Genomic DNA, 24,917 nt, shown 5'->3' with positions numbered 1-24,917 from the left:
AGCGCTGCCAACCGCTTGATAATTAGTAAATAGACGAAATGAATTGCTTCAAACGTTCTGATTCTGGTGATGTAAATAACTGCGCAGGGTCCCCCTGCTCTTCAACCAAGCCTTGATGCAGAAACATCACGTGATTCGATACATCACGGGCAAACGCCATTTCATGAGTCACCACCAACATGGTGCGCCCTTCTTCTGCTAAATCACGCATTACACCCAAAACTTCCCCAACCAATTCAGGATCGAGAGCAGACGTTGGCTCATCAAATAGCATCACTTCAGGTTCGACAGCAAGCGCTCTTGCAATTGCCGCTCGTTGCTGTTGACCGCCAGACAAATGGCCAGGGTAATAATCTTTACGCTCATACAATCCGACTTTTTTGAGCAGCAATTCTGCATTTTCTATCGCTTGTGCTTTCGGAACGCCCAACACATGAACTGGGGCTTCGATTACATTCTCTAGTACGGTCATGTGAGACCAAAGATTGAAACCCTGAAAAACCATAGCTAAACGCGAACGGATGCGTTGAACTTGCTTTTCATTAACGGGAACGGCCTCACCGGAGCGATTGTTTTTCATTTGAATCAATTCACCATTGACCCATATTTCACCTAAAGTAGGAGTTTCGAGGAGGTTGATGCAACGAAGGAAGGTACTTTTTCCAGAGCCCGATGAGCCAATAATTGATACTACATCGCCTTTATGAGCGGTAAGGGAAATCCCCTTTAAAACTTCATTTTGACCAAATGTCTTATGCAGTTCTTTTATGTCCAGCGCTGGTACATCATTCATGCGCTTGTGCTCCCTGTATTTTATGGACTGCTAAGGTACTCCGACCTTTTGATATTCGATACAAGCTAGCACTACAAAGTGGTGTTTGCAACAAATTATTAACCTAATATACTGATTAATACAGCGATTATAACTGAGATAATATGCACATTAAAGTGCTTTAAACTCGAAATTATGAATATTACCACCACTTTGATGCAAAACTAGTCAACAATCAACCAGCAATTCAATGCCTTGTATATATTTCGCAAATGTTACATAAACACCACTAATGGTAGAATTTAAAACTATAGAATACACAAATCGCCAGACCATTAGCCTGACTTATCACTCATTAGCAGGACTTATCACATGTGGGACTGAGTTGATAATAGCCGATTGGGTCAAGACGCAATCCGTCTTCTCAATTACGTAACCAAACGTAAAAAAGCACGCTAAGCGTGCTTTTTATTCATTTAGAAGCAATTATCCGTTCGCTAACCATTAACCATTAACCATTAACCATTGTTCCACAATTCAAACGCTTGGTCGGCGCTAAATTTACCATCTAACAAAGCTCGTCCTACAATAACGCCTGCAACACCTGAGCCTTTTAGCGCAGCAATGTCCTCTAAACTACCAATGCCACCCGATGATTGAAACTGCACTTGGGGATATTGACGACATAAATCCACATACAGCTCCACATTACTTCCTTGTAGTGTACCATCGCGAGAAATATCAGTGCATAACACGTGCTTGAGTCCGACCGTTAAATAGTCGTCGATAAGTGCCTCAATCGTGACACCAGAATCCTCTTGCCAACCCGAGATCGCAACCTTTCGGACGCCCTGATCATCAATATTAATATCAAGGGCGAGTACGATTCTTTCAGGACCATACTTTTGCATCCAACCTTTAACTAAAGCTGGCTGTTTGACGGCTGTCGAACCGACCACCACTCGTTGAGCACCCGCTTCTAGCAAATCTACGACGTCTTGTTCCGTGCGTACTCCACCGCCGATCTGTATGCTTGCTGGCGTACTCGCTAGCAAAGTTGCAATCAAATCGAGTTGACGAGCGGTAGTATCTTTCGCTCCCGTGAGATCCACAAGGTGCAACCAGTTAGCGCCAGCCTGATGGTATAGGTTAAACTGCTCCGCTGGGTCCACTTTGTATTCTGTCACTTGGCCATAATCTCCTTGGTAGAGTCTTACAACCTGTCCTTCTATTAAATCAAGTGCTGGAATGATCACTTTTCAATCCCTTTTAATATCTTTATTCACGGACTCAAGACAACGCCTTGTGTCTTTATTAAATCATCTGGTTTTGAACACGGCTGCTAAACCAATTCAAGGAAGTTTTGGATCAACTTCGAACCAGCTTTTGATGAGCGTTCAGGGTGAAATTGTACCCCATAATAGTTTTCACTTTGGATAGCGGCGCTAAACGCTGTTCCATAGTCACATTGTGCAATGGTGTAATCACCAACCGGCATACCGAAACTGTGCACAAAGTAAAAATATTCTGAATCTTCAATACCTGAAAACAGCGGATGCCCAGAATTCGCCTTAACCGTATTCCACCCCATATGAGGCAAAGGAAGCGAGCCTGTTTCAAGCTTTTTCACCTCACCATCACATAAGCCAAGACATTCGACTTGTTGATCCGCTTTCTGACCTTTTTCTTGCGATAGCTTACCGAGAAGCTGCATACCTAAACAAATTCCTAATAAAGGTTGCTCGACCTGTTTCACCAACTCAATAAGGTTTCTCTGCTCAAGGTTTTTCATCGCTTCACTGGCCGTGCCAACTCCCGGCAGAAACAGCTTGTCAGCGCCAAGTACAATATCCGCATCTTTTGAAATCGTGACGGCGTAACCAAGACGTTCAATAGCAAACTTGACTGACGAAACGTTAGCGCAACCAGTATCAATAATGACGACTTTTTGTTTTGTACGTTCCATTACAACACCCCTTTACTACTCGGGAGCTCATTACCTTCGACTTTTATCGCCTGACGCAGCGTACGACCAAAGGCTTTAAACAGGCTTTCAATGATGTGGTGGTCGTTGTGGCCTGATGAAGAAAGATGCAATGTACACGCTAGCGTATCCGTTAATGAACGGAAGAAATGCACCACCATTTCTGTCGATAGGTCGCCAACCTGCTCGCGAGAAAACTCTGCTTCAAATTTAAGATAAGGTCGACCGGACAAATCTAATCCACATTGTGCAAGACACTCATCCATTGGTAGGCTAAAGCCAAAACGACCAATACCACGTTTATCACCCAGCGCTTCTTTTAAAGCTTGTCCGAGTGCAAGTGCCGTGTCTTCAATCGTATGGTGATCATCGATGTGCAAATCACCCTTCACATCGATTTTCATTTGGAAACCGCCATGGGTCGCGATCTGATCAAGCATGTGGTCGAAAAAGCCCATCCCCGTCGAAATCTCATTGCCACCCGCCTCGTCGAGATTGACGAAAACCTTAATATCCGTTTCTTTTGTCGTTCTGATGACCTCTGCTGTTCGAGCATTTACAGTGAGATCTTTTAAAATATCACGCCAACCCATTGTCTCAGGGTGATATTGAATACCACGTATTGCCATATTCTCTGCCAGTTGCAGATCGGTCGCACGGTCACCGATGACGACTGATGTTTTAAAGTCTACTTTTCCACTTTGCAGATACTCTTTCACCATGCCTAGTTTTGGCTTACGGCACGAACAGTTATCTTCGTCAAAGTGTGGGCAGATGAGTACATCATCAAACAGCACACCTTGCGATTCGAAAATTTCCATCATCATATCTTGGGGCGCATCAAAATCTGCTTGCGGATAGCTGTCTGTACCCAGACCATCTTGATTGGTCACCATGACTAATCGATAACCGGCATTTTGAAGTGCTAACAGGCTTGGAATCACAAAAGGTTCAAGTTTCAGTTTGTCTAGGCGATCGACTTGAAAATCAATTGGTGGTTCAACGATCAGCGTGCCATCACGGTCAATAAATAAGATTTTTTGTTGGTTGCTCACTATAAAACTCCTTGTCTGTATGCGTCGTTTAGGCAGCGCTTTGATTTATTTTATTGCGAATAAATGCGAGTGTTTTTTCGCATTCATCCCGATTACCGACACTGATGCGGACACAGTTCTCTATTGGGGAGTTACGCAAGATAATGCCGTTATCCCACGTGGCTTTAAACAGCTCATCCCCATTAGTAAATTCAACTAATAGATAGTTACCCCACCCTTCATGAACCACAACACCCGGCAACATAGTCAACCCGGCCTGAAGATAAGCACGGTTGGCATTAAGATCGAGGACTTGGTACTTCGTTCGCGCCAAACCATGCTCGGATAACGCTTGAATAGCAATATCTGCTACGGGCACGGGTACTGGATATGGCGCAATCACCTTAAGCAGAACATTAATCAGCGGCTCGTTAGCAAGGGTAAAACCGCAACGTAAGCCAGCTAGAGCAAAGGCTTTGGATAATGTTCTCAGAATCGCAAGATTGTCGTACTCCGCTAATAAATCGACCGTTGAAGCTTCAGGACAAAAGTCGATATATGCCTCATCCATAACCACAATAGCTTTATCTTTTGTCATTTCCAGCAAAGCAATAATGTCGTCACGATTGACTAAATTACCGGTTGGGTTGTTAGGGCTGCAAACAAACACAAGTTTCACTGACTCTAAACTTGCTTCTATTGCAGGAAGATCCAATTGCCAGTCAGATGTCAAAGGCACGACTTTTCTTGCTACGCCAATAGTCTCAGCGCTGATGGCATACATACCGTAGGTAGGTGGGCAAAATAAAATACTGTCTTCACCAGGCTCACAAAAAGCACGAATCAGCAGTTCAATGCCTTCATCAGCGCCTCGAGATGTCAATGTTTGACCAGGTGCTATACCTGCGTAGGCAGCGTACGCTTCTATTAGCGCTTTCGGTTGGCATTCGCTATAACGATTTAAACGAGCAAAGTCGGTTTTATATTCATTATCAAATGGGGATTCATTCGCATTCAACCAAATGTCGCCGGAACCGCCGATACGTCGGGCCGACATATAGGGAGTGAGAGCTTGCACTTGCTTACGCGCTAACTTTTCCATTATTTTTGCTCCTGCGCTAGCTTGTCAACACGGATAGTAACCGCTCGCTTGTGTGCATCTAGCCCTTCAGCTTCCGCCATTGTCACCACCGTTGGCGCCAGTAACTTTAAGCCATCTTTTGATAACTCTTGTACCGTCATTCTCTTTGAAAAATCAGCAAGGCCTAAGCTAGAGTGCGTTCTTGTATAACCGTAGGTAGGCAAGACGTGATTCGTACCTGATGCATAATCACCTACGGACTCCGGAGACCAATCTCCTAGAAAAATGGAGCCCGCGTTATCAAGCAATGGTAAGAGTTCCCGCGGATTCTTCGTCTGGACAATTAGGTGCTCTGGGCCATAGTAATTAGAAATCGATACACATTGAGTTAACGACTCTGCAATTATCACGAGGCTAGAACCTAATGCTTTTTGCGCAATATCCGCTCGCGTCAGCATTTGAAGTTGTTTTTTAACCGCTTCTGTTACTTGATCGGCCACCACCGCTGATGGTGTCACCAATACAACCTGAGAATCAGGACCGTGCTCGGCTTGGCTCAATAAGTCCGCGGCAACAAAATCAGGATCCGCGCTGTCGTCGGCAATCACTAGCACTTCTGATGGGCCCGCGGGCATATCGATAGCCGCCCCACGGAAATCGTTACTCACTTGACGTTTTGCTTCTGTTACGTACGCGTTGCCCGGCCCGAATATTTTATCGACCTTAGAGACGGTCTCGGTACCGTAAGCCATCGCAGCGATGGCTTGCCCCCCTCCCACGTTGTATACCTCATCGATGTTACACAACTTTGCGACATACAAGATTTCATCAGCGATCGGTGGTGGTGAACACAAGACAACCTTACGGCACCCTGCGATTTGAGAAGGGACACCAAGCATAAGTACCGTAGACGGTAGCGGAGCGCTTCCCCCCGGTATATACAAACCAACATTATTGATTGGCCTAGTCACTTGTTCACACACGACACCGGGCTGAGTCTCAACTTTTAATGGCTGAGGGCGTTGCGCTTTATGAAACTTCGAAATATTCGCATACGCTTGCTCAAGGGCTTGCTTCATCTTATCCGTCAGGCGGTTAGACGCGGCTTCAATTTCTTCATTCGTCACCCGAATTGAATCCGGGCGCACGTTATCAAACTTTTCAGTCAACGCAAACAAAGCGCTGTCTCCGCCTTGGCGCACTTGTTCAATAACAGAGGACACAGCAGCGGTAATATTCGCACCATCTGCTATCGCTGGTCGTTCCAAGATTGACTCTTGTTGGGGTTGGCTCAGTGAGCGCCAAACAACGGTTCTCATAGTCTCTACCCCATCATTTTTTCAATTGGTAGCACAAGGATGGAACTCGCACCGAGTTCTTTTAAACCTTCCATCGTTTCCCAGAAAAGATTTTCTGTGCTCACCAGGTGAACCGCTACTCGTTCTTTATCTGTTGAAAGTGGCAGTACGGTAGGATCTTCAGCTCCTGGAAGTAGTGCTTTAATCTGTTCTAACTTCGCAATCGGCGCGTGTAACATGATGTACTTAGACTCTTTGGCTTGTTGTACACCTTGCATGCGAGTCAACAATTTCTCAATCAACGCTAACTTATCGGCATCAAATTCACCCTGACGCTGGATTAATGTCGCCTTAGAGCGGAAAATCACTTCAGCTTCTTTTAAACCATTGGCTTCTAAGGTCGCACCCGTTGACACCAAATCAGCAATAGCATCGGCAAGACCAGCACGAGGCGCAACCTCAACCGATCCTGTTAGCATACAAGCACTAAAGTCGACACCTTGCTCGTCCATGTAAGATTTTAGCAACTGAGGATAAGTAGTAGCGATACGCTTACCAGCAAGATCTTGAGGTCCGTTGTACGTCACATCTTTATCAATAGCGATAGACAAACGACAGCCACCAAAATCCAAACGGCGCAGTGTGTGGAATTCATTTGGTTCGCCCAAAGCAATGCGATCTAAACGCACTTCTTCCAATTCATTTTCACCGATAAAACCAAGGTCAACAACGCCATCCATAATCAAACCAGGGATATCATCATCACGCACTAGTAGTAAATCAATTGGCATGTTGAGTGAATGAACGACGAGACGCTCACCCATGACATTAAATTTCACTCCACATTTCTTTAGGAGGTCTTGGCTATCTCTGCTGAGGCGGCCCTTCTTTTGGATTGCGATTCTTAGACGTTGTGTTTGCATTGCTGTATCCCTGTGCAGAAGATTGATTTCTAAATTATAAAACGAAAAAACCCTCGAGAGTTTTGGTCTCCCGAGGGTTAATTCTTAAATCTTGCTTCGAACCTCCGAGAGTTTAGTTAGCTCTCGGATATGCGCGCATCTCCCGAAAGACTAGATTGGGTGATGATGGTGATGATGAATGTTCATATCGTTTAAGCGCATAATTATTTGGCGATTCCTTTTAAGCTGTGACTTCACACTAACTAAGCTCAGCTAAATTTTCAACCACTAATTTACAGTTTTTCAAAAATAATCTTGCTGACAGAATAAGAATTCTGCTTTTAACCCCTGCGCGTCGGATTAGTATAAAAAATTCGCACAAAAAAGGAGCCATAAAGGCTCCTAATATTCACATAACGGTGCCAATAGGCACGGCGTGATTACGCTTTGATATCTTGTGACATTCGAGCACGTGATAACGCTGACAGCACGAAGCATACCAATACAAAGGTAACACTCGCAGCTGCGAATGAGATCCAAACTGAATTGGTCATGCCAAGCGCGATAAAGCCAACACAAGACACGACGGCTACCGACAACGCATAAGGCAACTGAGTGGATACGTGATCAATATGATTACAACGTGCTCCGGTTGATGACAGAATCGTTGTGTCGGAAATTGGTGAACAGTGGTCTCCAAATACAGAGCCCGCAAGCACTGCACCTAACATCGGTAGCATCATCGTGATATCCGTCGCACCAGCCATATCACCTGCGATAGGCAGCATAATGCCAAATGTGCCCCATGACGTTCCTGTCGAGAATGCCATCAAGCCAGCCAATAAGAACAAAATGACAGGTAACCAATGAACATCGATACTGCCTTGAACCGTTGATGACAGGTAAGCACCCGTTTTCATATCACCAATGACTGAACCAATGGACCAAGCAAAGAACAAAATGAGAATCGCACCGAACATCGATTTAGCACCGATCCACATGGTTATCGCGATATCTTTAAAGGCTAATTTTTGCTTAACCACAGTAAACACGGCTGTTGCAAGACCGGCACTGCCGCCATAAATCAACGACATGCCTACATCAGTGTTTTCAAACGCACCAAGTAAGTTAAATGGTAAACCATCAGAAGCGAGTGCTTGACTGCCGGTAAATAACATTGCACCAATCATGGCAAAGATTAAAACAAGGATAGGTAGCACAAGATCCGACACCGAACCAAAATCGCTCTCTTTGATGTCGAGTTCTTCATTTAATTCATGTGCTTCTTTTGTGTCATTGTCTTTGTCGTGATCAAAGCCAATGCCCTGCTTCGCTCGTAACTCATGCTTACGCATTGGGCCAACGTCCAGTTGGAACCAGGCGACGGCGAATACCATTAACAGCGCAAAGACGGCATAAAAGTTCATCGGTATTAAACGAACATAAGCACCAATTGCGGAATACTCAGTAATACCATGACTAATTAAGATACCACTGACAATCGTCATGATGTATGCCCCCCAACTTGAAGCGGGCATCAATACACACATTGGTGCGGCCGTTGAATCAAGAATGTACGCCAACTTAGCACGAGACACATAAAAGCGGTCTGTCACAGGGCGGGAGATAGCTCCCACCGCTAGACTATTAAAATAGTCATCGACAAAAATAAACACACCAAGGCAAGCGGCAAGCAGTTTTGAACCGCGTTTACTTTTAACTCGAGACTGAGCCCATTCGGCAAACGCTTTAGTTCCGCCGGATAAGGTTAATAGTGCAGTCATCATGCCCAACAGCAGCAAGAAACCAACAATACTCATATTCCAGATATTCAGGCTGCCGTCTTCTATTACGACACCAGAAACAGTATCAAAGACATAGCCTGCAGCATTGGCAACAGAGTAATCATTTAGAAGGAAGGCACCTAAAACAATACCTACTCCTAATGAGAGTAAAACACGACGTGTGATGATAGCCAAACTCAAAGCTACGAGCGGCGGTAGCAATGACAATGGTGAGGAAGCAAAATCGATTAAGTTCATGATCTTCAGAAACCAGTTTTAATTATGGTCAGAGATCTACTGCAGACATGCGTGTAACACATAGATTTCAACATAATGTTGAATAAGCGAAAGAAAAGCGATTGCTTTTCCAACCCCCACAGTAGCGCTCCATAGTTTAACAAATAATAGACTATGGCAGTGTTGTTCCTTTCAGAGACAACACCAGCAAGATAGTTTGATCTTCTATTCTCACTTCGGCGACCGCGCCTTTTGTTGTCGTTCATTGGCATCACCCCAACGACAAGTACTTTTCGCAGTCGCACCTCTACATCAAAAGCAAAATCATCGACTAACTTATAAGCTCACAGTTAGAGGAATGTTCTTACTTTTGCATTAGGTGCGCGCCATTGTACTTATCGAACTGTTAATTGCAACATCAATGTTGTGAAGAGGTTGTTACGCCTTATTACCTAGGCTAATTCAGGCATCACTCGCCTAGGTTGGAGGAAAGTTTTTCGCGGAATAAAAGACCGGCAATTGAGTAAAAGATAACAACGTTAATAACGATGTTGATGCCTCTTTATATGTCGATACCACTTTAATAGTGAACTTATAGCATGACTTAATCGCGCGAACGCAGATAGTATTGTGCTTTGGGCTATCAATATAATAGGTATTCCATTAAATTTTCGATATCTGCGATGGACATTTGCGTTTCAAATAAGTTCCGTTAGCGACTTAGATTTATAAACTAAACTTTATAACTAAAGATTTTTTGCAATTAATATGCAACAAAACCAAACATCAATAACCCATTCTAATGAATGTCATACCGTGAACATCAGTCTCTAAATAAATCCACCTGTAATCATTAGTAACACTTAAAGTAATCTTTCTTAGTTTTATCAATTTTGTGTAAAGATTATTATATTTTCACTTTTGTTACACCTAATTCATTGTCAATATGGCCGATGAAGTTTATTATTAAAGCCGAACGAAACAAAATCATGGGAATTGTCATGTCTGAATTAACAAAAACATTGCTTAATATTCGTAGCCTACGTGCATTTGCTCGTGAACTAACGGTTGAGCAATTAGAAGAAGCACTAGAAAAACTTACTATTGTTGTCACTGAAAGACGAGAGTCTGATGAAGAAGAACGAGCAGAAAGAGAAGCTCGTGAAGCTAAACTGAGCGAATACGCACAGATGATTGCTAAAGATGGTATCGATGTTGAAGACCTAATCGCTGCATTATCTGGTGAATCTAAAGCGAAAAACAAAAGCAAACGTGCACCGCGTCCTGCTAAATACAAATACCTTGATGACAACGGCGCAGAAAAAACATGGACAGGCCAAGGCCGTACTCCATCAATAATCCAAGCCGCGTTAGATGCAGGTAAATCTCTAGAAGAATTTGAGCTTTAATCACTTATTCTATTGTGTTTAAAGACATATAAAAAAAAGCGCCTTTACGGCGCTTTTTTATTATCTTTCCCAGTATGCTTCTTCTAAGCTATCTTCTCTTTCCGGCAAACCTCGTGATAAGCGTGGTGAATGCTGAACCAACACTTCATAGCTTGCTCTATTAGAGTATTTGCATACCTGAGAAAAAGAAGAGTACGTTAAAAATTGATGCTGATGCTTGCTTGAATTAGGCACGTTTTCTTTATGGTGTTTATTTGCTGCCATGTCATGCAGTAGGGCTGAAAGCGCAGCATCACCCGCACCATTGGTATTTTTAATTTTCTCTGGCCCGCCCATATAAGGTGCAATATGAGAGTAAATTTTCGTTGGAGTGATGCATTCTTGCTTGATTGCTGGGCGGCTAAATTCATAGCGATTAAACTCTGCAATACTCCCTGGCAACAGTGGCAGTGACGTTTCGCGTTTCGCACTGTCTTCAGTGTAGCCAGCCATAAATAAACCGATAGGACCTGCAGTACACAATACCAAATCCACCCAATCAAGCGCGATGTTTGATGCGGCCAAAGGATCACTTTCCCCTGTTAATGCTTCCGCTTCATCTTCATTCATGGCAACCACTGTCACGTGTTGCTGTAAAAAGTCCTGCCAGTATTTCGGATCATCTTGAATAACAAAACGTGTACCCAGGGTTAAAACGACTGGTACATCGTATTTCTTTGCGTATTCTATTGCTTGCATGGTTGCCGCCGGCATTGGATCACCAGGTTTGCAACGAACTAAATAAGCAGTCAGTACCAATGCCGATGCTTTCTTGAATATTTTTTCTGGGATACTTTCTGGCTGTAATTGATTCATTTTACCTTCACTAATAGCAAACGTACGTTCGCCATCTTCGGTAATTAAGGTAAAACAACGCCCAATCGCACCTTCAACACCTTGTAAGTAGTTGAGATCCATTCGACTCGACGTATTACACAGGTAACGGTAGCCGTAACTGCCAATTTTAATATCTGAGCTCATAACCCCCAGTAATACCGATTTATCGTCGGCTAATACCGAGAAGTTGTGCAACGTATTCCCAATCGTTCCACCAGCAAACTCGTTAGTGATGAGTTCTTTTTCCTTTAACTCGGTATATAACGCTTCCGCTGCTTTATCATCAATGACCAGTGAATGTCCCTTACTCAAGCCATATTTTTCAATCAAACTGCTGTCCACTTTCGCTTCAATATCAACCAAGGTTTGATCAATACCAACAATATGAGTCTTCGACATTTTTTTATTGGTTTGTGTTTGGCTCACCAATGGGTCACGAGCATGAACAGGAAAGTAATGCTTAGATTTTCTTTGGCCAGGGAATTTCATAACAGTATCTACGTAAGGAAAAAGACGTCGGCAATTCTAACTCTGTATAGATCATCAGAGCAACATGCGCAATTAAAGCAAACGATACCGTATTCGATTTTTTTATTATTGCCCTTGTAATCCTCCTCAATAGGACACACATAACGTCCTTAAGAAAGTGTGATTTGGTTCGCGGAACTGTATTGCACGTTTTGTTTCTGCTAAAATCTGCGTCCAATTACTATAGGTGGTATTTAAACATGTCTGATAACAGCCAAAAGAAAGTGATCGTCGGTATGTCCGGCGGTGTGGATTCCTCCGTTTCTGCCTATCTTCTCAAACAACAGGGCTATCAAGTAGAAGGCCTGTTTATGAAGAACTGGGAAGAAGATGACAATGAGGAATATTGTACGGCTGCTGAAGATCTTGCAGACGCACAAGCTGTTTGCGACAAGCTTGGTATCCACCTACATACCATAAACTTTGCGGCTGAATATTGGGATAATGTCTTTGAGTACTTCCTAGCCGAGTACAAAGCGGGTCGAACGCCCAACCCGGACATTCTTTGTAACAAAGAAATCAAGTTCAAAGCCTTCTTAGAGTTCGCTGACGAAGTACTAGATGCTGACTTTATTGCTATGGGTCACTATGTTGACCGAACCTTCCCGGAAAACGGCGGTAAACCACAAATATTACGCGGTTTAGACGGCAATAAAGACCAGAGTTACTTCCTTTATACGCTAAGCCATGAACAAGTTGCTCGAAGCTTATTTCCTGTTGGTGAACTGGAAAAGCCTGAGGTTCGACGCATCGCTGAAGAACAAGATCTCATTACTGCCAAGAAAAAAGACTCAACGGGTATCTGTTTTATAGGCGAGCGCAAATTTACCGATTTCTTGTCTCGCTATTTGCCCGCTCAACCGGGTAAGATTGAAACACCTGAAGGCGATGTCATCGGTGAACATCAAGGGCTTATGTACCATACTCTTGGACAACGTAAAGGTCTTCACATCGGTGGTCAAAAAGGCGGTGGTGGTAACGAAGACCCATGGTATGTCGCAGAAAAAGACCTCAAGCGTAATGTATTGATCGCCGTACAAGGCGCAGACCATCCACTTCTTAAGTCGAATGGTTTACGTGCATCTCAATTGCATTGGGTTGATCGTGAAGTGGTGAAGGCACCATTCACATGCACGGTAAAAACACGTTATCGTCAGCAAGATATACCATGTACAATCATACCGATTGACGACAGCAATATAAAAGTGATCTTTGACGAACCACAAGTTGCTGTTACACCTGGACAATCGGCTGTCTTTTATCAAGACAACGTCTGCCTTGGTGGCGGTATCATTGAAGAGCGCATTTAATTTTTTAGGAGAACTACGTGGCTAATACACTTTATGACCGTACTGTTGCATTTGCTGGACTTTGCCAAGCAGTTGCACTCGTGCAAAACATGGCAAAAGACGGTTACTGTGATTCAGACGCGTTCGAAACTTCACTTAAAGCCATCACAAACACCAGTCCAGCCAACACCATTGGTGTATTTGGTAGCGAAGCCGATCTTAAGGTTGGACTCGAATGCCTAGTAAATGGCATCGATAGCACTCCAGCTGGAAGTGAAATCACGCGATACATTATCAGTTTAATGGCACTTGAACGTAAACTTAGCAGCCGAAATGATGCGATGTCTCAGCTTGGTGACCGTATTCAAATGGTTGAGCGTCAACTCGAACATTATGAACTGCTCGACGAACAAATGATCAGTAATCTCGCCAGCGTTTACCTTGATGTCGTCAGTCCAATTGGCCCTAGAATTCAAGTCACAGGTACCCCTTCTGTGCTGCAACAAACCGGCACACAACATAAGGTTCGCGCCTTACTTCTATCGGGGATTCGCAGCGCAGTACTTTGGCGTCAAGTAGGCGGTAAGCGCCGTCATCTTGTCTTTGGCCGTAAGAAGATGATTGAACAAGCCAAGATCCTATTGGCAAGAATGTAACCCAATAGCTCGCAATAATACGCGAGCTATTTTTTAAGCAAAATAACTTTCGCGCAAACGTTTGCGCAATATTCGTGACAATTGCTTCGATTATTGGTATAAAGCTCACGAAATTTAGACACTCAATTCAGGAGAACACCATGGAACTGTCAGCACTGACGGCTGTTTCACCAGTAGACGGCCGTTACGGAAGTAAAACAGCGGCATTACGTAGCATCTTTAGTGAGTTTGGTTTACTAAAGTACCGCTCTATCGTTGAAATTCGTTGGTTACAAAAGCTTGCAGCAACGGATGCCATTACAGAAGTTCCAGCATTCAGTGCAGAAGCAAATCAGTTTTTAAATGAATTGGCGGCAAACTTCAGTGAAGCCGATGCACAACGTATTAAAGATATCGAGCGCACGACGAACCACGATGTTAAAGCGGTTGAGTATTTCCTGAAAGAAAAAGTAGCGGACATTCCAGAGCTTCACGCGGTCAACGAGTTTATCCACTTCGCTTGTACTTCTGAAGACATCAACAATACTTCTCACGCGCTAATGCTAAAAGAAGCGCGCGAAACGGTTATTCTTCCTGAACTTCGTAATATCATCGATGCTATCAGCAACCTGGCTGTCGAGTATCGCGATATTCCATTACTTTCTCGTACACACGGTCAACCTGCTTCCCCATCAACGATGGGTAAAGAAATGGCAAACGTGGCGTATCGTATGGAACGTCAATACAAGCAAATCGAAGCGGTTGAAATTCTTGGTAAAGTCAACGGCGCTGTGGGTAACTACAACGCTCACCTTTCTGCTTACCCTGACATCGATTGGCATCAGTTTAGTGAAGAATTTATCACTGAATCACTTGGCGTAACGTGGAACCCGTTCACGACTCAAATTGAACCACACGATTACATTGCAGAATTATTCGATGCGATTGCTCGTTTCAACACTATTCTTATCGACTTCGATCGTGACGTTTGGGGCTACATCGCACTCGGTCACTTCAAGCAAAGAACCATTGCTGGTGAAATCGGTTCCTCGACAATGCCACACAAAGTAAACCCAATTGACTTCGAAAACTCAGAAGGCAACCTTGGTCTTGCTAACGCGGTATTCTCGCACCTTGCACAAAAACTGCCTGTTTCTCGCTGGCAACGTGACCTAACGGACTCAACGGTTCTTCGTAACCTTGGCGTTGGTTGTGGCTACGCCATCATCGCTTACACGTCGACGCTAAAAGGCATCAGCAAGCTAGAAGTCAACCGTGAAGCTCTATTGGCAGAGTTAGATAAGAACTGGGAAGTATTGGCGGAACCTGTTCAGACGGTTATGCGTCGTTACGGCATCGAAAAGCCGTATGAAAAACTAAAAGAACTGACTCGCGGTAAGCGTATCGATGGTGACGCAATGCGTGCCTTCATCGATGGTCTAGAGCTACCAGAAGACGAGAAAGCTCGCCTTAAGCTAATGACACCAGCGAACTATATTGGTCAAGCTATTGAGCTCACAGACAAGCTGTAAGCTGTTCGTCTGATTGATTAATTTGGCCAAACGGCTCAGGTTCTCGACACGTAATAAGAAAGGGCTGCAGTAATGCAGCCCTTTCTTTATTTACCTTGATCCTTCCTAAATAAGGTTGACACTTTAAGCCGCCCCACTCACATCCATACTACTTTTTTTGGAAAAACAGGGTTATGGTCCCCACTTCTTTACCAAACTTCTGAATGCTCGTCAGGTTAAAAAGGTGCTTATCATCTTGCCGGTATAACCAGTCATCAAAAGCGACGGTGTACGTTGACCCGTCAACTTCTAGCTCAAAGTCATACTGCCAACGCAGGGCGTTGCCTTCTGCTTGCCCGATCGCCTTCCCGATGATGTCATCAGCCGTTCCTTCGTAAGTGCCATCAGCTAATCGCTTGATGGTCCAGACTCGTTGGTCAATTTCCCCATCGTCAAAGACGAAGTCTTCCGTCAGCGTCAGCGTCTCCCCAACCACCACGCCAACAATCTCCACTTCAAAGCGACGGGTTTGCTTGTCGCTGTAATCCTGAACCATTCCCCACGCTGTTGAACGGCCATCAAAGTAGCCAAATAGATCAAATTCTGGAGTCGTTCCTTGATACTCAGTTAAATCTGCACTGCACGCCGTGATGAATAATAAAAGAGAAGCAAATAGGGCTCTTACGCATTTCTTCATCAATTCATTCCTATCAGTTGGGCTCTTAATTTAGGGTACTGACTGTTAGAAGCTAACCAAATCCCCAAGAATCCATCGTTTAACGATTCATCGGTAATTTTCCCAACACTTTGCAGCGGTGCGTCGTTGTTTAGATAATAAAAGGAACCTTGAGACCCATCGGTAACATAGATGAGTTGTTGACCCTCTTTTATGTCTGGGAACACGTCATATAGTCTCGCGATCCACTCGCTTCTAGTGCTTTTCTCCACGCCCATTTTTTCCCATTGGTCCAGAGTCGCTTCGAGTAACTGCGAACGGCTGATGTCTCTTTGGTACTGTATTCGTAAAGCGACGGGATGCGGAGACACATCGTCCGACAATTGATACGTGCCTTGTGGCGCAAGCAACTCAGAACGATAGACATCAAAAAATAGCCAAGATAGTTGAGCCTCCCCCACGACTTTCCAATGTTTCCATGCTTCATAGCTAACGGTTTTGTCGCCCGCCGCACTCACTGGCGACGCCAGAGCCATAGACATTAACGCGGTTATTGCAATATTACGAATCATGCTTTAATACTCCTTCAACTAAGCGCTTGTAACGGACAACGAACCAAATGATCGCCCACCACTCAACAAACAAAATGGCTAATGTGAGGGGTATAGGGTAACCAATGTTGACCGCTTCTAGCTTAATACCCGCTAGATAACTCAGCGAACCACCGATACCCCCAATAGTAGATACGAGGAAAATCGGATATTGAATCAACGTTGATCGTAAAAAATTTGCGTACCAAGAAAAAGCTAACCAGAGCGTTACCAGCCAAACTGGTACGACTGGCACTGAAAATATTAAGACTCCACTCGCCACGTTGATGCTATCAATACTCAAACCCGCAAGGGTGATAAAGACAATATCCCTTAGGTCCATGCCTAACGGTTTGAAAGTAGCCAACACTGTCAACACCGCAAGCGAAATGCCGAGCCACTGGAACGGCGCTTGGCCGACAACAGACAAGAACCAGAGGCATTGAAACCAAGTGCTAACACAAACTACTTTCCATCCATGTGACATCGTCTAGTTCTCGCTGGTGATTAATGGCAAAAATCCAACACTATTCTGTCTTTATCGTTATCGTTATCGTTATCGTTATCTTCAACGATGACTAACTACGCTGAAACGTCATGTGCACAGTACTAATACTTTTGGCCCGAAATCCGCCCTCGCAATAACAAAAATAATACCGCCACATCCGTATAAAACGTTCGTCATAGCCAAGCTTTCTGACCGTTGGCAACGCTTGTTCAAAGCGCTCTCGCCAGTCGGATAGTGTTTCAGCGTAATCCAAACCGATATCAAATAAGTTTCTCGTTACCAAATCAGTGTGCTTGGTACACGCTGTTGTTAGCGCTGTGACTGAAGGGAGGAAACCACCTGGGAATATGTACTTTTGAATAAAATCGACGTTTTTCGAGTAACTGTCATAACGTTGATCGGCGATCGTAATCGCTTGAATAGCCATTAACCCATTTGGTTTTAGTAACGACTGGCACTTTTGGAGATAAGACGTCAGAAACTGCTTGCCAACGGCTTCTATCATCTCGATAGATACTAATTTATCGTACTGCCCTTCCAATAATCGATAATCTTCCTTTAGGAGCGTGATCTTCTCGTTAAGCCCAAGTTGATTGATTCTGTTTTGTGCGTAGTCAAATTGCTCATCAGAAATCGTCGTCGTGGTCACCTGACAGCCATATTCCTGCGCCATGTATATAGCCATTGCCCCCCACCCTGTACCGATCTCCACCACATGATCATCACTGGTCAGTTGAAGCTGTTGGCACAAGCGCTCCATTTTGTTTAGCTGAGCCGTCTCTAACGAGTCTGATGAGCTGTTGTAGATGGCGGATGAGTAAAGCATGCGTTCGTCTAAAAAGGTTTCATAGAGGGAATTACCCAGATCATAATGGGCATGGATATTCTCACGCGAGTTCTCCAACGTATTTCTTTTACCCCAATGCCCAAGCCAGTACAGGATGCGAGTTAATGGTGTAGACTTCGCTTCAATGGTATCAAGAGCAGCCATATTTCGAGCCATTAACTCCATAACGCAAGTCAAATCTGGACTTTCCCACCAGCCATCCATATATGCTTCACCTGCTGCTATACTTCCGCCTTTTAATAAACGACGATAAAAGTCTGGGTGTTTTACCTCAATGACTGCGTTTGGTTGTCCTCTCTGTGGGCTGCCGAAACGTTCACCTATCTGTTTAGAACCAAGCCCCTCTTTTTCGAAGCTCTCGATGATGGTCAAGCAACCGATATCAAGTTTGTACAAACAATTAAAAGCAATATTTCTCGCGGTTTTCTGCATGGTTGTTAGTGTCTGAGGACTGACCAGCGTGGTGGTTTCTAACATAATACGGCTCCCTATTTCTTTGATTTTTTTTGTGTTGGTGACGTTTCAAGCGAACGATTGACCTCTGGATGGTCGTAAATGGGCATCCCTTTACACCAGAGCTTAAATGCATGCCAATAGATGCCAAACACTACCTTTATCGCCATGACTGGGGTTTTAACAAGTAGCCACAAAAGTTCTTGGCTACTGAATGGTTTACCCTGCATGTTGACAGTGGCATCAAACTCCTTGTGACCACGATGACACGCTAGGTGGACAAACAGTCTTTTCCCAAGCGGTTTGAGTTTCCATTTGTAGCGCTGTTCAATAGGGTTGAATGGAGAAACATGAAACGCCTTATCATGCTCCCAATTCTCTCCGTGATCCCCTTTGTTCGCTTTTAATGCATAGTAATGACGTTCATTCCAAGGCGTATTACTGACTTCTGCCAATAGATATCGCCACTCATCATTATCGTCATAAACGTAATAGAAATTGACTGGGCTAAAATACAGCCCCAGATAACGCAAATGGCAAACTGCTATGACCTTGCCTGTCAGTTTTTCACCTGTGAGTTCGAATACTTTAGCTTGCACTGCCGTCTTAAGGTCTCCACTTCCTAGATAGTCTTCTCTGCGAAATCTCGCCCAGTGCCACCATTGGTCACCAAACCCCCAGACCTGATTTTTGAGTTGAACGAGTTCATCGAGGTCAATCGCTGGCATAAATAATGGGTAGCGCAACTCGTGTTTTTTGGGCGTAAAACGTCGATGATCGACGATGCCAACCATCAATTGGCTATTCAAACACGAGGCACTCATGCTACCCCCTTGACAGGGGCCTTGGCTGCAACATCCATTGCCTGAATACCCCTAACCACATCAAGTGCACTGCGTACTCCATCTTCATGGAAGCCGTTGTACCAATACGCCCCACAAAACCATGTTTCATTTGCTCCGAAGAGCTCTTCACGGCGCTTCTGCGCCTCAATGGATTGAGACGTAAACATGGGATGGGTGTAATGGAAGGTGCGCAGTATTTTATCGCTATCGACTAAATGGGATGAGTTTAATGAGACACACACGGTGCTTGACGACTGGAGATGCTGCAAAATGTTCATGTTATAAGTTAGCGTAGGCAAACCGCTTTCGTTGTCTTCGTTGAGCGCATAGTTCCAAGAAGCCCACGCTTTTCTCTCATTGGGAAGTAAACGGGTGTCAGTATGAAGGACCACCTCATTGGACTGATATTTCATGTCCCCTAAAATCGCCTGTTCCGTATCAGACGGAGCATCAATCATGGCTAAGGCTTGGTCGCTGTGGCAAGCAAAAATAACTTGGTCAAACCATGTCGACTCACCGTTAACAATAATTTCGACCGCTTGGTCATAGCGTTTTACTGCTGTCACTTTTGCCTTCAATTGAATCCTGTCTGCGAAACCGCGAGTTAATGGCTCAATGTAGGCCCGAGACCCCCCGTCAATAACGTACCATTGCGGTCGGTTGACAACGTCAAGTAACCCATGGTTGAGAAAGAACCTCAAAAAGAAACCTAGCGGGAATGCGCGCATGTCGGCCAAGGTCGAAGACCAAATTGCCGCCCCCATAGGCAGGATGTAGTTGGTGCAGAAATAGTCACTGAACTCATGCTGAGTCAAAAACGACCCTAATGTCGTCTCCGATAAATGGTTTTGGTCAGCAAACTCTTTAGCCAGCTTATTAAATCTCAAAATTTCGAATACGAAACGGTAAAATTGAGGGCTCAACCAATTACTTTTTTGGGCAAAAAGAGTCGCAATAGTATGGCCATTATATTCGAGCCCACTCGCTTTGTTTTTGACACTAAAGCTCATTTGAGTCGCCGTTCTTGCTACACCAATTTCGTCCATCATTTTGATAAAATTTGGGTAAGTCCGATCATTGAATACGATAAATCCGGTATCAACGGCAAGCGTCTCTCCGTCAACATCAACATCGACCGTCGCAGTATGGCCACCAATATAATCGTTCGCCTCAAACAGGGTAATATCATGAGACTTGTGAAGATGGTATCCGCATGTTAACCCTGATATCCCTGTCCCTATAATGGCAATTTTCATCATTGAATTCCTTTTTACTTATTTTTAGCGGTTAACCATTTTATTCACCAGGTAGCGTTGCCACCGATAAGGTAGCAATGCTATGAGCCGAATAATGGAAACAAACTTAGTTGGAAAATAGATATGTGATTGCTTAGCCTCAATACCCTTTCTAATTGAATTAGAGGCCTCTTCGACTTCAATCATCATTGGCATATCGAAATCATTTTTATCGGTAAGAGGGGTTCGAACAAAGCCTGGGTATACACATGTCACAAGTGCCCCGTTAGCTTGCCAATCCAACTGAAGTGTGCGGACTAGATAGCTCACTGCCGCTTTAGACGCGCCGTAGGCTTCTGCTCTCGGTAATGCCAATTCACTCGCAATAGAACCAACAACAACGATGTGATGCTCAGGAGTAAGGTGCGATTGTATGGACTCTAAGACGTGAACCACGCCAAACACATTGACATCAAACACTCGCTTCAACACGTTAGAATCAAGTTGGCCGTCATCAACGTATTCACAATCCCCTGCGTTGATAATCCACAATGCAGGCATTGTTGGCAGGCTTCGAATCGCCAAATCAACGTCGTCTTTATTCGTCACATCAAATGACAACAAATGAATATTATCCCTACTCGCTTTAAGTTCTTCTAGTTTGAGTATAGAGCGCCCACAAGCGAACACATCATAACCTTGCGTCGCATAGTCTTCGGCTAGCTGCCTACCTATGCCAGACGAGGCACCAGTAATAAATACGGCTTTAGTGTTGGTTTCCATTAGCTTCCCAACCTTTGTTTGATGTGTTTAATCACAGGACCAAGTAAAACGACTTGTTCGTACAGCATCTGCCCCAAATCGAAATAATCTCTATGATAAATGACAAGATCGTCTCGGAAGATTAGGTGACTGACTCCCTTCACCTCAACAGGCTGACCAGAATTGAGTTTGGGATGCAGTAGGCTCATGGTCCAGGTAATAAAGCCTGTGTCTGCGAGCTGTTGATGATGCTCAATGTTAAAATCACAACGAATGACATTCGCGTACAGCTCACCAAAGTAAGCCAGCAGTGCGGCATAACCCTCCACCCGATGAGCTGGGTCCTCAAATACCACGTCTTGATGATACACAGCCTCCAAGAGATGGAGATTATGCTTATCTAACTGCTGATAAACTTCGCTTACGGCTTTGGTATCCACATCCACTCCCTGCATTGTACAAAATCCTTTAATGTACAATTTAGTACACCCTAAAAGTTATACAATATTTTGTTTGTTAAGTTTTTGTATAAGTACTACGAACGCCAGTTAGAAAAGATCAAAAAAAAAGCTTGGCGAATTCGCCAAGCTTTTTAATGAGTTATTAATCGATTATATGATAGTGAGTGTCGTCATCGAGCTATGCTATTAACGAACACATTCCGCGCCTAGTAGTTTTCTTGGCGAAGAGCATCAATACGTTTGTCTAATGGTGGGTGGCTCATTAACAGTTCTGTGATCGAACGCTTGCCATTGATTCCAAATGCCATCATAGACCCTTCAAGCTGAGACTCTTGGCTCATTTTAAGGCGCTCTAACGCTGCTATCATCTTGTGTTTACCAACAAGCTTGGCGGCACCAGCATCAGCATAGAATTCGCGATGGCGGCTATACCACATCGTAATAAAGCTCGCCAAGAAACCAAAGACCAGCTCCAGAACCATCGAGACGCCGAAATACACCATCATATTCGAGCCGCCTTCCCCTTCATCACTGTTATTATTCGATGCAACAATATTGGCAATAAAACGCGACAAGAAAATAACAAAGGTATTCACCACACCTTGCATTAAAGTCATTGTGACCATGTCACCGTTAGAGATATGGCTTACTTCATGAGCCAATACTGCTTCTGCTTCATCTCGCGTCATATTGTGCAGTAAACCTGACGATACGGCGACCAAAGAGTCATCGCGTTTTGCTCCTGTAGCAAAAGCATTAATGTCTGCTGAATCATAGATAGCAACCGTCGGCATACCTATGCCCGCAGTTTGTGCCTGACGACTTACCGTCTCAAGCAACCAATGTTCGGTTTCATTACGTGGAGTTTCAATCGTCATCCCACCTACCGCACGTAAGGCCATCTTTTTCGACATCATTAATGAAATTAAAGACCCACCGAAACCAAATACGGCAGCCATCACTAACAAGCCAGAAAGACTTCCAGGCTGCATGCCTGTCACAGCGTAAACAATATTAAGTACAACGCTTAAGACTAAAACAACAGCCAAGTTAGTTGCTAAAAAGAGTAAGACACGCTTCATTCAAATTTCTCCAGAGTAAGAAGCTTTTATTATGACCAAAAGTTTTTTGGTACTTTTATAATGACTCAAAGGGCTCTTGCCATCATGAGTACTTTGAGATCAAGGTAACATTTTTCGACTTCACTATATACATAGTGTCTTAGATTTGAAAAACAAGGTTAAGCAGAAAATTGCAACAAACCGTTAATTTATTGATCATAAACAAAGCGATAAGTAATTGAAATGCTTGTGTACTGCGATAGCTGCGCCACAGTATGCAACTAATCACCCACAGTTCTTCCCCCCCCATTTAACCACCTCAACTTTCACTTCACTTAGACTTTGGTCGTATTGAGTCTTCGTTTCCATATCGATAAAGTCTGCAGTGTCTAAATAATCCATGCCTAAAAAGGAAATCTCATGGTCGAAAACAACAACTTTCAAATGGCAATTGACTTGCTGTGTTGTCACCTAGGTATCACTGAAGATGAAGCAAGAGATCAATTGGGCATTGGTGAGGCCAGTGAACTTGATGCGCACATTTTAGAAACTCAATCGGCGCTCGTCGGTTTGTCTGGTGAAAAATAGTACTTGGTCAGCGGCTAATAAAATCGTTAACTAAAAAGAAGGGCCGCTCTCTTTGAGCGGCCCTTCTTTTTTAAATCAAGTTCAGAACATCGAGGTTGATGTACTTCCCTATATTCTTCTTTTTACAACTAGGCACATAAGGGATTTCGCCAAGCTTGGGCGCCCCCATTTTTTGCTCCAGCATCTTAATAATATCGGAATAATGTTCAACCCCAGGGTTAATGCGGTTTGCCACCCAACCGACAAGCTCTAAACCATCGGCTTTTATTGCTTCTGCTGTCAGCATTGCATGACTTAAACATCCAAGCTTAATACCAACAACCAATACCACGGGCAACGCCTCTTGTTTGACCCATGTTGAGAGGCAATCACTTTCTGAAATAGGGACTCGCCAACCACCAGCACCTTCCACTAGAACAAAGTCACTATTGTCTTGATGTTGCTGTAACACCGAAGACAACGTTTCATAGTCAACCGTGACACCATCCGCCAAGGCGGCAATATGCGGGGAAGCAGGCAGAGACATTGCGTAGGGGTTAACGAGATCATAATCCACATCAACGGTGGCCGCCTCTTGCAGGTGCAAAGCATCCGAATTACGCCATCCTTCGGCTGTTTTCTCGCAGCCAGCCGCCACCGGTTTGTAACCGATGGTCGAATGCCCTTGCGATCCTACTGCACTTAATATCGCTTTCGATACAACCGTTTTTCCAACCTCGGTATCCGTACCGGCAATAAATAACGCTTTCATCATAATGTCACTGTCCCCAAACAAACTTGATAACTCGCTGGTAATAAACCCACTGGATTTGAGAACTTTCGGTATTCCATTTCTAACGCGTTCAACGTGTGCCTACCCGTAAAACCACGAGAGCGTCCCTTGACATGCGTCGCGCCTATCCCTTTCAAGTCCTTCATCAAATCGAGTGCGGTTTGATACCACATAACTATTTTTGGGCAGTCTAGTTGATACTCAACACAACCAGATTGCGCCAACGCAATTTTTATCTGATTTAGCGATACAAATTGATTTACATGTTGATATTCATCAATTTTACGCCAAGCGGTACTTAACTCTTCAAGCGAACCTTCGACAAGCGTCGAGAATACACATTGACCACGATGCTTTGTCACACGCTTCATCTCTTTCAAAGGCAGCGCTAAATCATCGCACCACTGCAAGGCTAAGCTAGAAACAACATAATCAAAACTTGCATCAGCAAAGCTCAGTGCCTCTGCATCCTCGAGATGATAGGTCACTTTTTTGTTCCCGCACCTCTCTCGGGCCTTATCTAGCATCGCCCTAGAAAGGTCTGCACAGACAAGCGTAGCACCTCTTAGCAACAACGCTTGTGCGCAATAACCTGTACCACATCCAAGATCTAATACTACCTTGCCATCTAAACGCTCAGGCAGAAGAGCTAAGAGTTGGTCAGCAACCTTGCGTTGAAATTCGGCATGGCGATCATAACGCTCTGCTGCTCGCCCAAAGGCAATGGAAATCGCCACTTTATCATTCACGTTGTCAGATATTGATAATACTGCAGACAT

Annotated in this window: 25 protein-coding genes, 1 riboswitch and 1 other annotated feature; of the genes, 5 read left to right on the top strand and 20 right to left on the bottom strand. The window is 44.2% G+C overall.

Annotated features, from left to right (window positions below; all coding sequences use genetic code 11):
* Positions 1 to 22: 22 nt before the first annotated feature.
* The 8 genes from ACE1OE_RS04800 to ACE1OE_RS04765 form a co-directional block, all read right to left on the bottom strand.
* Complete coding sequence (locus tag ACE1OE_RS04800; protein ID WP_102471622.1) at positions 23 to 793, bottom strand: ABC transporter ATP-binding protein; 771 nt, start codon at positions 791 to 793, stop codon at positions 23 to 25.
* A gap of 497 nt (positions 794 to 1,290) precedes the next feature.
* Positions 1,291 to 2,028, bottom strand: coding sequence for a 1-(5-phosphoribosyl)-5-[(5-phosphoribosylamino)methylideneamino]imidazole-4-carboxamide isomerase (gene hisA / locus ACE1OE_RS04795; RefSeq protein ID WP_449210308.1), 738 nt, complete (start codon positions 2,026 to 2,028; stop codon positions 1,291 to 1,293).
* 86 nt (positions 2,029 to 2,114) lie between these two features.
* Positions 2,115 to 2,738, bottom strand: coding sequence for an imidazole glycerol phosphate synthase subunit HisH (gene hisH / locus ACE1OE_RS04790; RefSeq protein ID WP_102471624.1), 624 nt, complete (start codon positions 2,736 to 2,738; stop codon positions 2,115 to 2,117).
* Positions 2,738 to 3,811 carry a bifunctional histidinol-phosphatase/imidazoleglycerol-phosphate dehydratase HisB gene (hisB, locus tag ACE1OE_RS04785; protein ID WP_372060526.1) on the bottom strand — a complete coding sequence of 358 codons (1,074 nt, stop codon included), beginning with the start codon at positions 3,809 to 3,811 and terminating at the stop codon, positions 2,738 to 2,740. The genes hisH and hisB overlap by 1 nt, the downstream gene beginning before the upstream one ends.
* 28 nt (positions 3,812 to 3,839) lie before the next feature.
* Positions 3,840 to 4,892, bottom strand: a complete 1,053-nt coding sequence (gene hisC / locus ACE1OE_RS04780) for a histidinol-phosphate transaminase (RefSeq protein WP_449210307.1) — start codon at positions 4,890 to 4,892, stop codon at positions 3,840 to 3,842.
* A complete protein-coding gene (gene hisD / locus ACE1OE_RS04775) occupies positions 4,892 to 6,190 on the bottom strand; it encodes a histidinol dehydrogenase (RefSeq protein ID WP_102471627.1) in 1,299 nt (432 codons plus the stop codon). The genes hisC and hisD overlap by 1 nt, the downstream gene beginning before the upstream one ends.
* 5 nt (positions 6,191 to 6,195) lie before the next feature.
* Positions 6,196 to 7,092 (bottom strand): ATP phosphoribosyltransferase, encoded by an 897-nt coding sequence (gene hisG / locus ACE1OE_RS04770; RefSeq protein WP_102471628.1) that lies wholly within the window; start codon positions 7,090 to 7,092, stop codon positions 6,196 to 6,198.
* Between the two features lie 41 nt (positions 7,093 to 7,133).
* Positions 7,134 to 7,267: a sequence feature (His leader region), on the bottom strand.
* Between the two features lie 244 nt (positions 7,268 to 7,511).
* Positions 7,512 to 9,113 (bottom strand): Na+/H+ antiporter NhaC family protein, encoded by a 1,602-nt coding sequence (locus ACE1OE_RS04765; RefSeq protein WP_372060529.1) that lies wholly within the window; start codon positions 9,111 to 9,113, stop codon positions 7,512 to 7,514.
* A gap of 114 nt (positions 9,114 to 9,227) precedes the next feature.
* Positions 9,228 to 9,410, bottom strand: a riboswitch (Lysine riboswitch).
* A gap of 683 nt (positions 9,411 to 10,093) precedes the next feature.
* Between ACE1OE_RS04765 and ACE1OE_RS04760 the strand changes: the two genes are divergently transcribed.
* Positions 10,094 to 10,501, top strand: a complete 408-nt coding sequence (locus ACE1OE_RS04760) for an H-NS family histone-like protein (protein ID WP_102471911.1) — start codon at positions 10,094 to 10,096, stop codon at positions 10,499 to 10,501.
* Positions 10,502 to 10,561: 60 nt separating this feature from the next.
* On the opposite strand, the gene ACE1OE_RS04755 is transcribed toward ACE1OE_RS04760, so the two are convergent.
* Entirely contained in the window at positions 10,562 to 11,866 is a 1,305-nt protein-coding gene (locus ACE1OE_RS04755; protein WP_102471630.1) for an inosine/guanosine kinase, read from the bottom strand.
* 239 nt (positions 11,867 to 12,105) lie between these two features.
* Between ACE1OE_RS04755 and mnmA the strand changes: the two genes are divergently transcribed.
* The 3 genes from mnmA to purB all read left to right on the top strand — a co-directional run bounded on the left by mnmA (position 12,106) and on the right by purB (position 15,361).
* Positions 12,106 to 13,215, top strand: a complete 1,110-nt coding sequence (mnmA, locus tag ACE1OE_RS04750) for a tRNA 2-thiouridine(34) synthase MnmA (protein WP_449210306.1) — start codon at positions 12,106 to 12,108, stop codon at positions 13,213 to 13,215.
* Between the two features lie 17 nt (positions 13,216 to 13,232).
* A complete protein-coding gene (hflD, locus tag ACE1OE_RS04745; RefSeq protein ID WP_102471632.1) occupies positions 13,233 to 13,850 on the top strand; it encodes a high frequency lysogenization protein HflD in 618 nt (205 codons plus the stop codon).
* A gap of 140 nt (positions 13,851 to 13,990) precedes the next feature.
* Positions 13,991 to 15,361, top strand: coding sequence for an adenylosuccinate lyase (gene purB, locus ACE1OE_RS04740; RefSeq protein ID WP_102471633.1), 1,371 nt, complete (start codon positions 13,991 to 13,993; stop codon positions 15,359 to 15,361).
* 148 nt (positions 15,362 to 15,509) lie between these two features.
* Here the strand turns inward: purB and ACE1OE_RS04735 are convergent, their stop codons facing one another.
* The 9 genes from ACE1OE_RS04735 to htpX all read right to left on the bottom strand — a co-directional run bounded on the left by ACE1OE_RS04735 (position 15,510) and on the right by htpX (position 22,799).
* On the bottom strand, positions 15,510 to 16,037 hold the full coding sequence (locus ACE1OE_RS04735) for a DUF3833 domain-containing protein (protein WP_449210305.1): 528 nt from the start codon (positions 16,035 to 16,037) through the stop codon (positions 15,510 to 15,512).
* Positions 16,037 to 16,588, bottom strand: a complete 552-nt coding sequence (locus ACE1OE_RS04730; RefSeq protein ID WP_449210304.1) for a chalcone isomerase family protein — start codon at positions 16,586 to 16,588, stop codon at positions 16,037 to 16,039. The genes ACE1OE_RS04735 and ACE1OE_RS04730 overlap by 1 nt, the downstream gene beginning before the upstream one ends.
* Positions 16,578 to 17,093, bottom strand: a complete 516-nt coding sequence (locus tag ACE1OE_RS04725) for a DUF2878 domain-containing protein (RefSeq protein WP_102471636.1) — start codon at positions 17,091 to 17,093, stop codon at positions 16,578 to 16,580. The genes ACE1OE_RS04730 and ACE1OE_RS04725 overlap by 11 nt, the downstream gene beginning before the upstream one ends.
* A gap of 91 nt (positions 17,094 to 17,184) precedes the next feature.
* Complete coding sequence (locus ACE1OE_RS04720; protein ID WP_449210303.1) at positions 17,185 to 18,438, bottom strand: class I SAM-dependent methyltransferase; 1,254 nt, start codon at positions 18,436 to 18,438, stop codon at positions 17,185 to 17,187.
* Positions 18,439 to 18,449: 11 nt separating this feature from the next.
* The gene (locus ACE1OE_RS04715) at positions 18,450 to 19,238 is read right to left on the bottom strand and encodes a DUF1365 domain-containing protein (RefSeq protein WP_449210302.1); all 789 of its coding nucleotides are present in this window, start codon (positions 19,236 to 19,238) and stop codon (positions 18,450 to 18,452) included.
* Positions 19,235 to 20,518: an NAD(P)/FAD-dependent oxidoreductase gene (locus ACE1OE_RS04710; protein WP_449210301.1), complete on the bottom strand. Its 1,284-nt coding sequence runs from the start codon at positions 20,516 to 20,518 to the stop codon at positions 19,235 to 19,237. Before ACE1OE_RS04710 ends, ACE1OE_RS04715 begins: the two co-directional genes overlap by 4 nt.
* 21 nt (positions 20,519 to 20,539) lie before the next feature.
* Entirely contained in the window at positions 20,540 to 21,277 is a 738-nt protein-coding gene (locus tag ACE1OE_RS04705; RefSeq protein ID WP_102471640.1) for an SDR family NAD(P)-dependent oxidoreductase, read from the bottom strand.
* The gene (locus tag ACE1OE_RS04700; RefSeq protein WP_449210300.1) at positions 21,277 to 21,696 is read right to left on the bottom strand and encodes a nuclear transport factor 2 family protein; all 420 of its coding nucleotides are present in this window, start codon (positions 21,694 to 21,696) and stop codon (positions 21,277 to 21,279) included. Before ACE1OE_RS04700 ends, ACE1OE_RS04705 begins: the two co-directional genes overlap by 1 nt.
* A gap of 227 nt (positions 21,697 to 21,923) precedes the next feature.
* Positions 21,924 to 22,799: a protease HtpX gene (gene htpX / locus ACE1OE_RS04695; protein ID WP_102471642.1), complete on the bottom strand. Its 876-nt coding sequence runs from the start codon at positions 22,797 to 22,799 to the stop codon at positions 21,924 to 21,926.
* A gap of 399 nt (positions 22,800 to 23,198) precedes the next feature.
* Between htpX and ACE1OE_RS04690 the strand changes: the two genes are divergently transcribed.
* Positions 23,199 to 23,366, top strand: a complete 168-nt coding sequence (locus ACE1OE_RS04690) for a hypothetical protein (RefSeq protein ID WP_372060536.1) — start codon at positions 23,199 to 23,201, stop codon at positions 23,364 to 23,366.
* Positions 23,367 to 23,436: 70 nt separating this feature from the next.
* On the opposite strand, the gene bioD is transcribed toward ACE1OE_RS04690, so the two are convergent.
* Both bioD and bioC read right to left on the bottom strand, forming a co-directional pair.
* Positions 23,437 to 24,120: a dethiobiotin synthase gene (gene bioD, locus ACE1OE_RS04685; protein ID WP_372060537.1), complete on the bottom strand. Its 684-nt coding sequence runs from the start codon at positions 24,118 to 24,120 to the stop codon at positions 23,437 to 23,439.
* Positions 24,117 to 24,917 (bottom strand): malonyl-ACP O-methyltransferase BioC, encoded by an 801-nt coding sequence (gene bioC, locus ACE1OE_RS04680; RefSeq protein ID WP_449210299.1) that lies wholly within the window; start codon positions 24,915 to 24,917, stop codon positions 24,117 to 24,119. The genes bioD and bioC overlap by 4 nt, the downstream gene beginning before the upstream one ends.

The sequence above is a fragment of the Vibrio sp. E150_011 genome, from assembly GCF_053544015.1.
The sequence above is the reverse complement of the archived record's forward strand: the minus strand, read 5'-3'. Positions and strand labels throughout refer to the sequence as shown.

Coding starts and splice junctions, on each gene's coding strand:
- ACE1OE_RS04800 (WP_102471622.1), bottom strand. CDS start 793: ATGAATGATGTACCAGCGCTGGACATAAAAGAACTGCATAAGACATTT.
- hisH (WP_102471624.1), bottom strand. CDS start 2,738: ATGGAACGTACAAAACAAAAAGTCGTCATTATTGATACTGGTTGCGCT.
- hisC (WP_449210307.1), bottom strand. CDS start 4,892: ATGGAAAAGTTAGCGCGTAAGCAAGTGCAAGCTCTCACTCCCTATATG.
- hisD (WP_102471627.1), bottom strand. CDS start 6,190: ATGAGAACCGTTGTTTGGCGCTCACTGAGCCAACCCCAACAAGAGTCA.
- hisG (WP_102471628.1), bottom strand. CDS start 7,092: ATGCAAACACAACGTCTAAGAATCGCAATCCAAAAGAAGGGCCGCCTC.
- ACE1OE_RS04765 (WP_372060529.1), bottom strand. CDS start 9,113: ATGAACTTAATCGATTTTGCTTCCTCACCATTGTCATTGCTACCGCCG.
- ACE1OE_RS04760 (WP_102471911.1), top strand. CDS start 10,094: ATGTCTGAATTAACAAAAACATTGCTTAATATTCGTAGCCTACGTGCA.
- ACE1OE_RS04755 (WP_102471630.1), bottom strand. CDS start 11,866: ATGAAATTCCCTGGCCAAAGAAAATCTAAGCATTACTTTCCTGTTCAT.
- mnmA (WP_449210306.1), top strand. CDS start 12,106: ATGTCTGATAACAGCCAAAAGAAAGTGATCGTCGGTATGTCCGGCGGT.
- purB (WP_102471633.1), top strand. CDS start 13,991: ATGGAACTGTCAGCACTGACGGCTGTTTCACCAGTAGACGGCCGTTAC.
- ACE1OE_RS04735 (WP_449210305.1), bottom strand. CDS start 16,037: ATGAAGAAATGCGTAAGAGCCCTATTTGCTTCTCTTTTATTATTCATC.
- ACE1OE_RS04730 (WP_449210304.1), bottom strand. CDS start 16,588: ATGATTCGTAATATTGCAATAACCGCGTTAATGTCTATGGCTCTGGCG.
- ACE1OE_RS04725 (WP_102471636.1), bottom strand. CDS start 17,093: ATGTCACATGGATGGAAAGTAGTTTGTGTTAGCACTTGGTTTCAATGC.
- ACE1OE_RS04720 (WP_449210303.1), bottom strand. CDS start 18,438: ATGTTAGAAACCACCACGCTGGTCAGTCCTCAGACACTAACAACCATG.
- ACE1OE_RS04715 (WP_449210302.1), bottom strand. CDS start 19,238: ATGAGTGCCTCGTGTTTGAATAGCCAATTGATGGTTGGCATCGTCGAT.
- ACE1OE_RS04710 (WP_449210301.1), bottom strand. CDS start 20,518: ATGATGAAAATTGCCATTATAGGGACAGGGATATCAGGGTTAACATGC.
- ACE1OE_RS04705 (WP_102471640.1), bottom strand. CDS start 21,277: ATGGAAACCAACACTAAAGCCGTATTTATTACTGGTGCCTCGTCTGGC.
- htpX (WP_102471642.1), bottom strand. CDS start 22,799: ATGAAGCGTGTCTTACTCTTTTTAGCAACTAACTTGGCTGTTGTTTTA.
- ACE1OE_RS04690 (WP_372060536.1), top strand. CDS start 23,199: ATGGTCGAAAACAACAACTTTCAAATGGCAATTGACTTGCTGTGTTGT.
- bioD (WP_372060537.1), bottom strand. CDS start 24,120: ATGATGAAAGCGTTATTTATTGCCGGTACGGATACCGAGGTTGGAAAA.
- bioC (WP_449210299.1), bottom strand. CDS start 24,917: ATGTCTGCAGTATTATCAATATCTGACAACGTGAATGATAAAGTGGCG.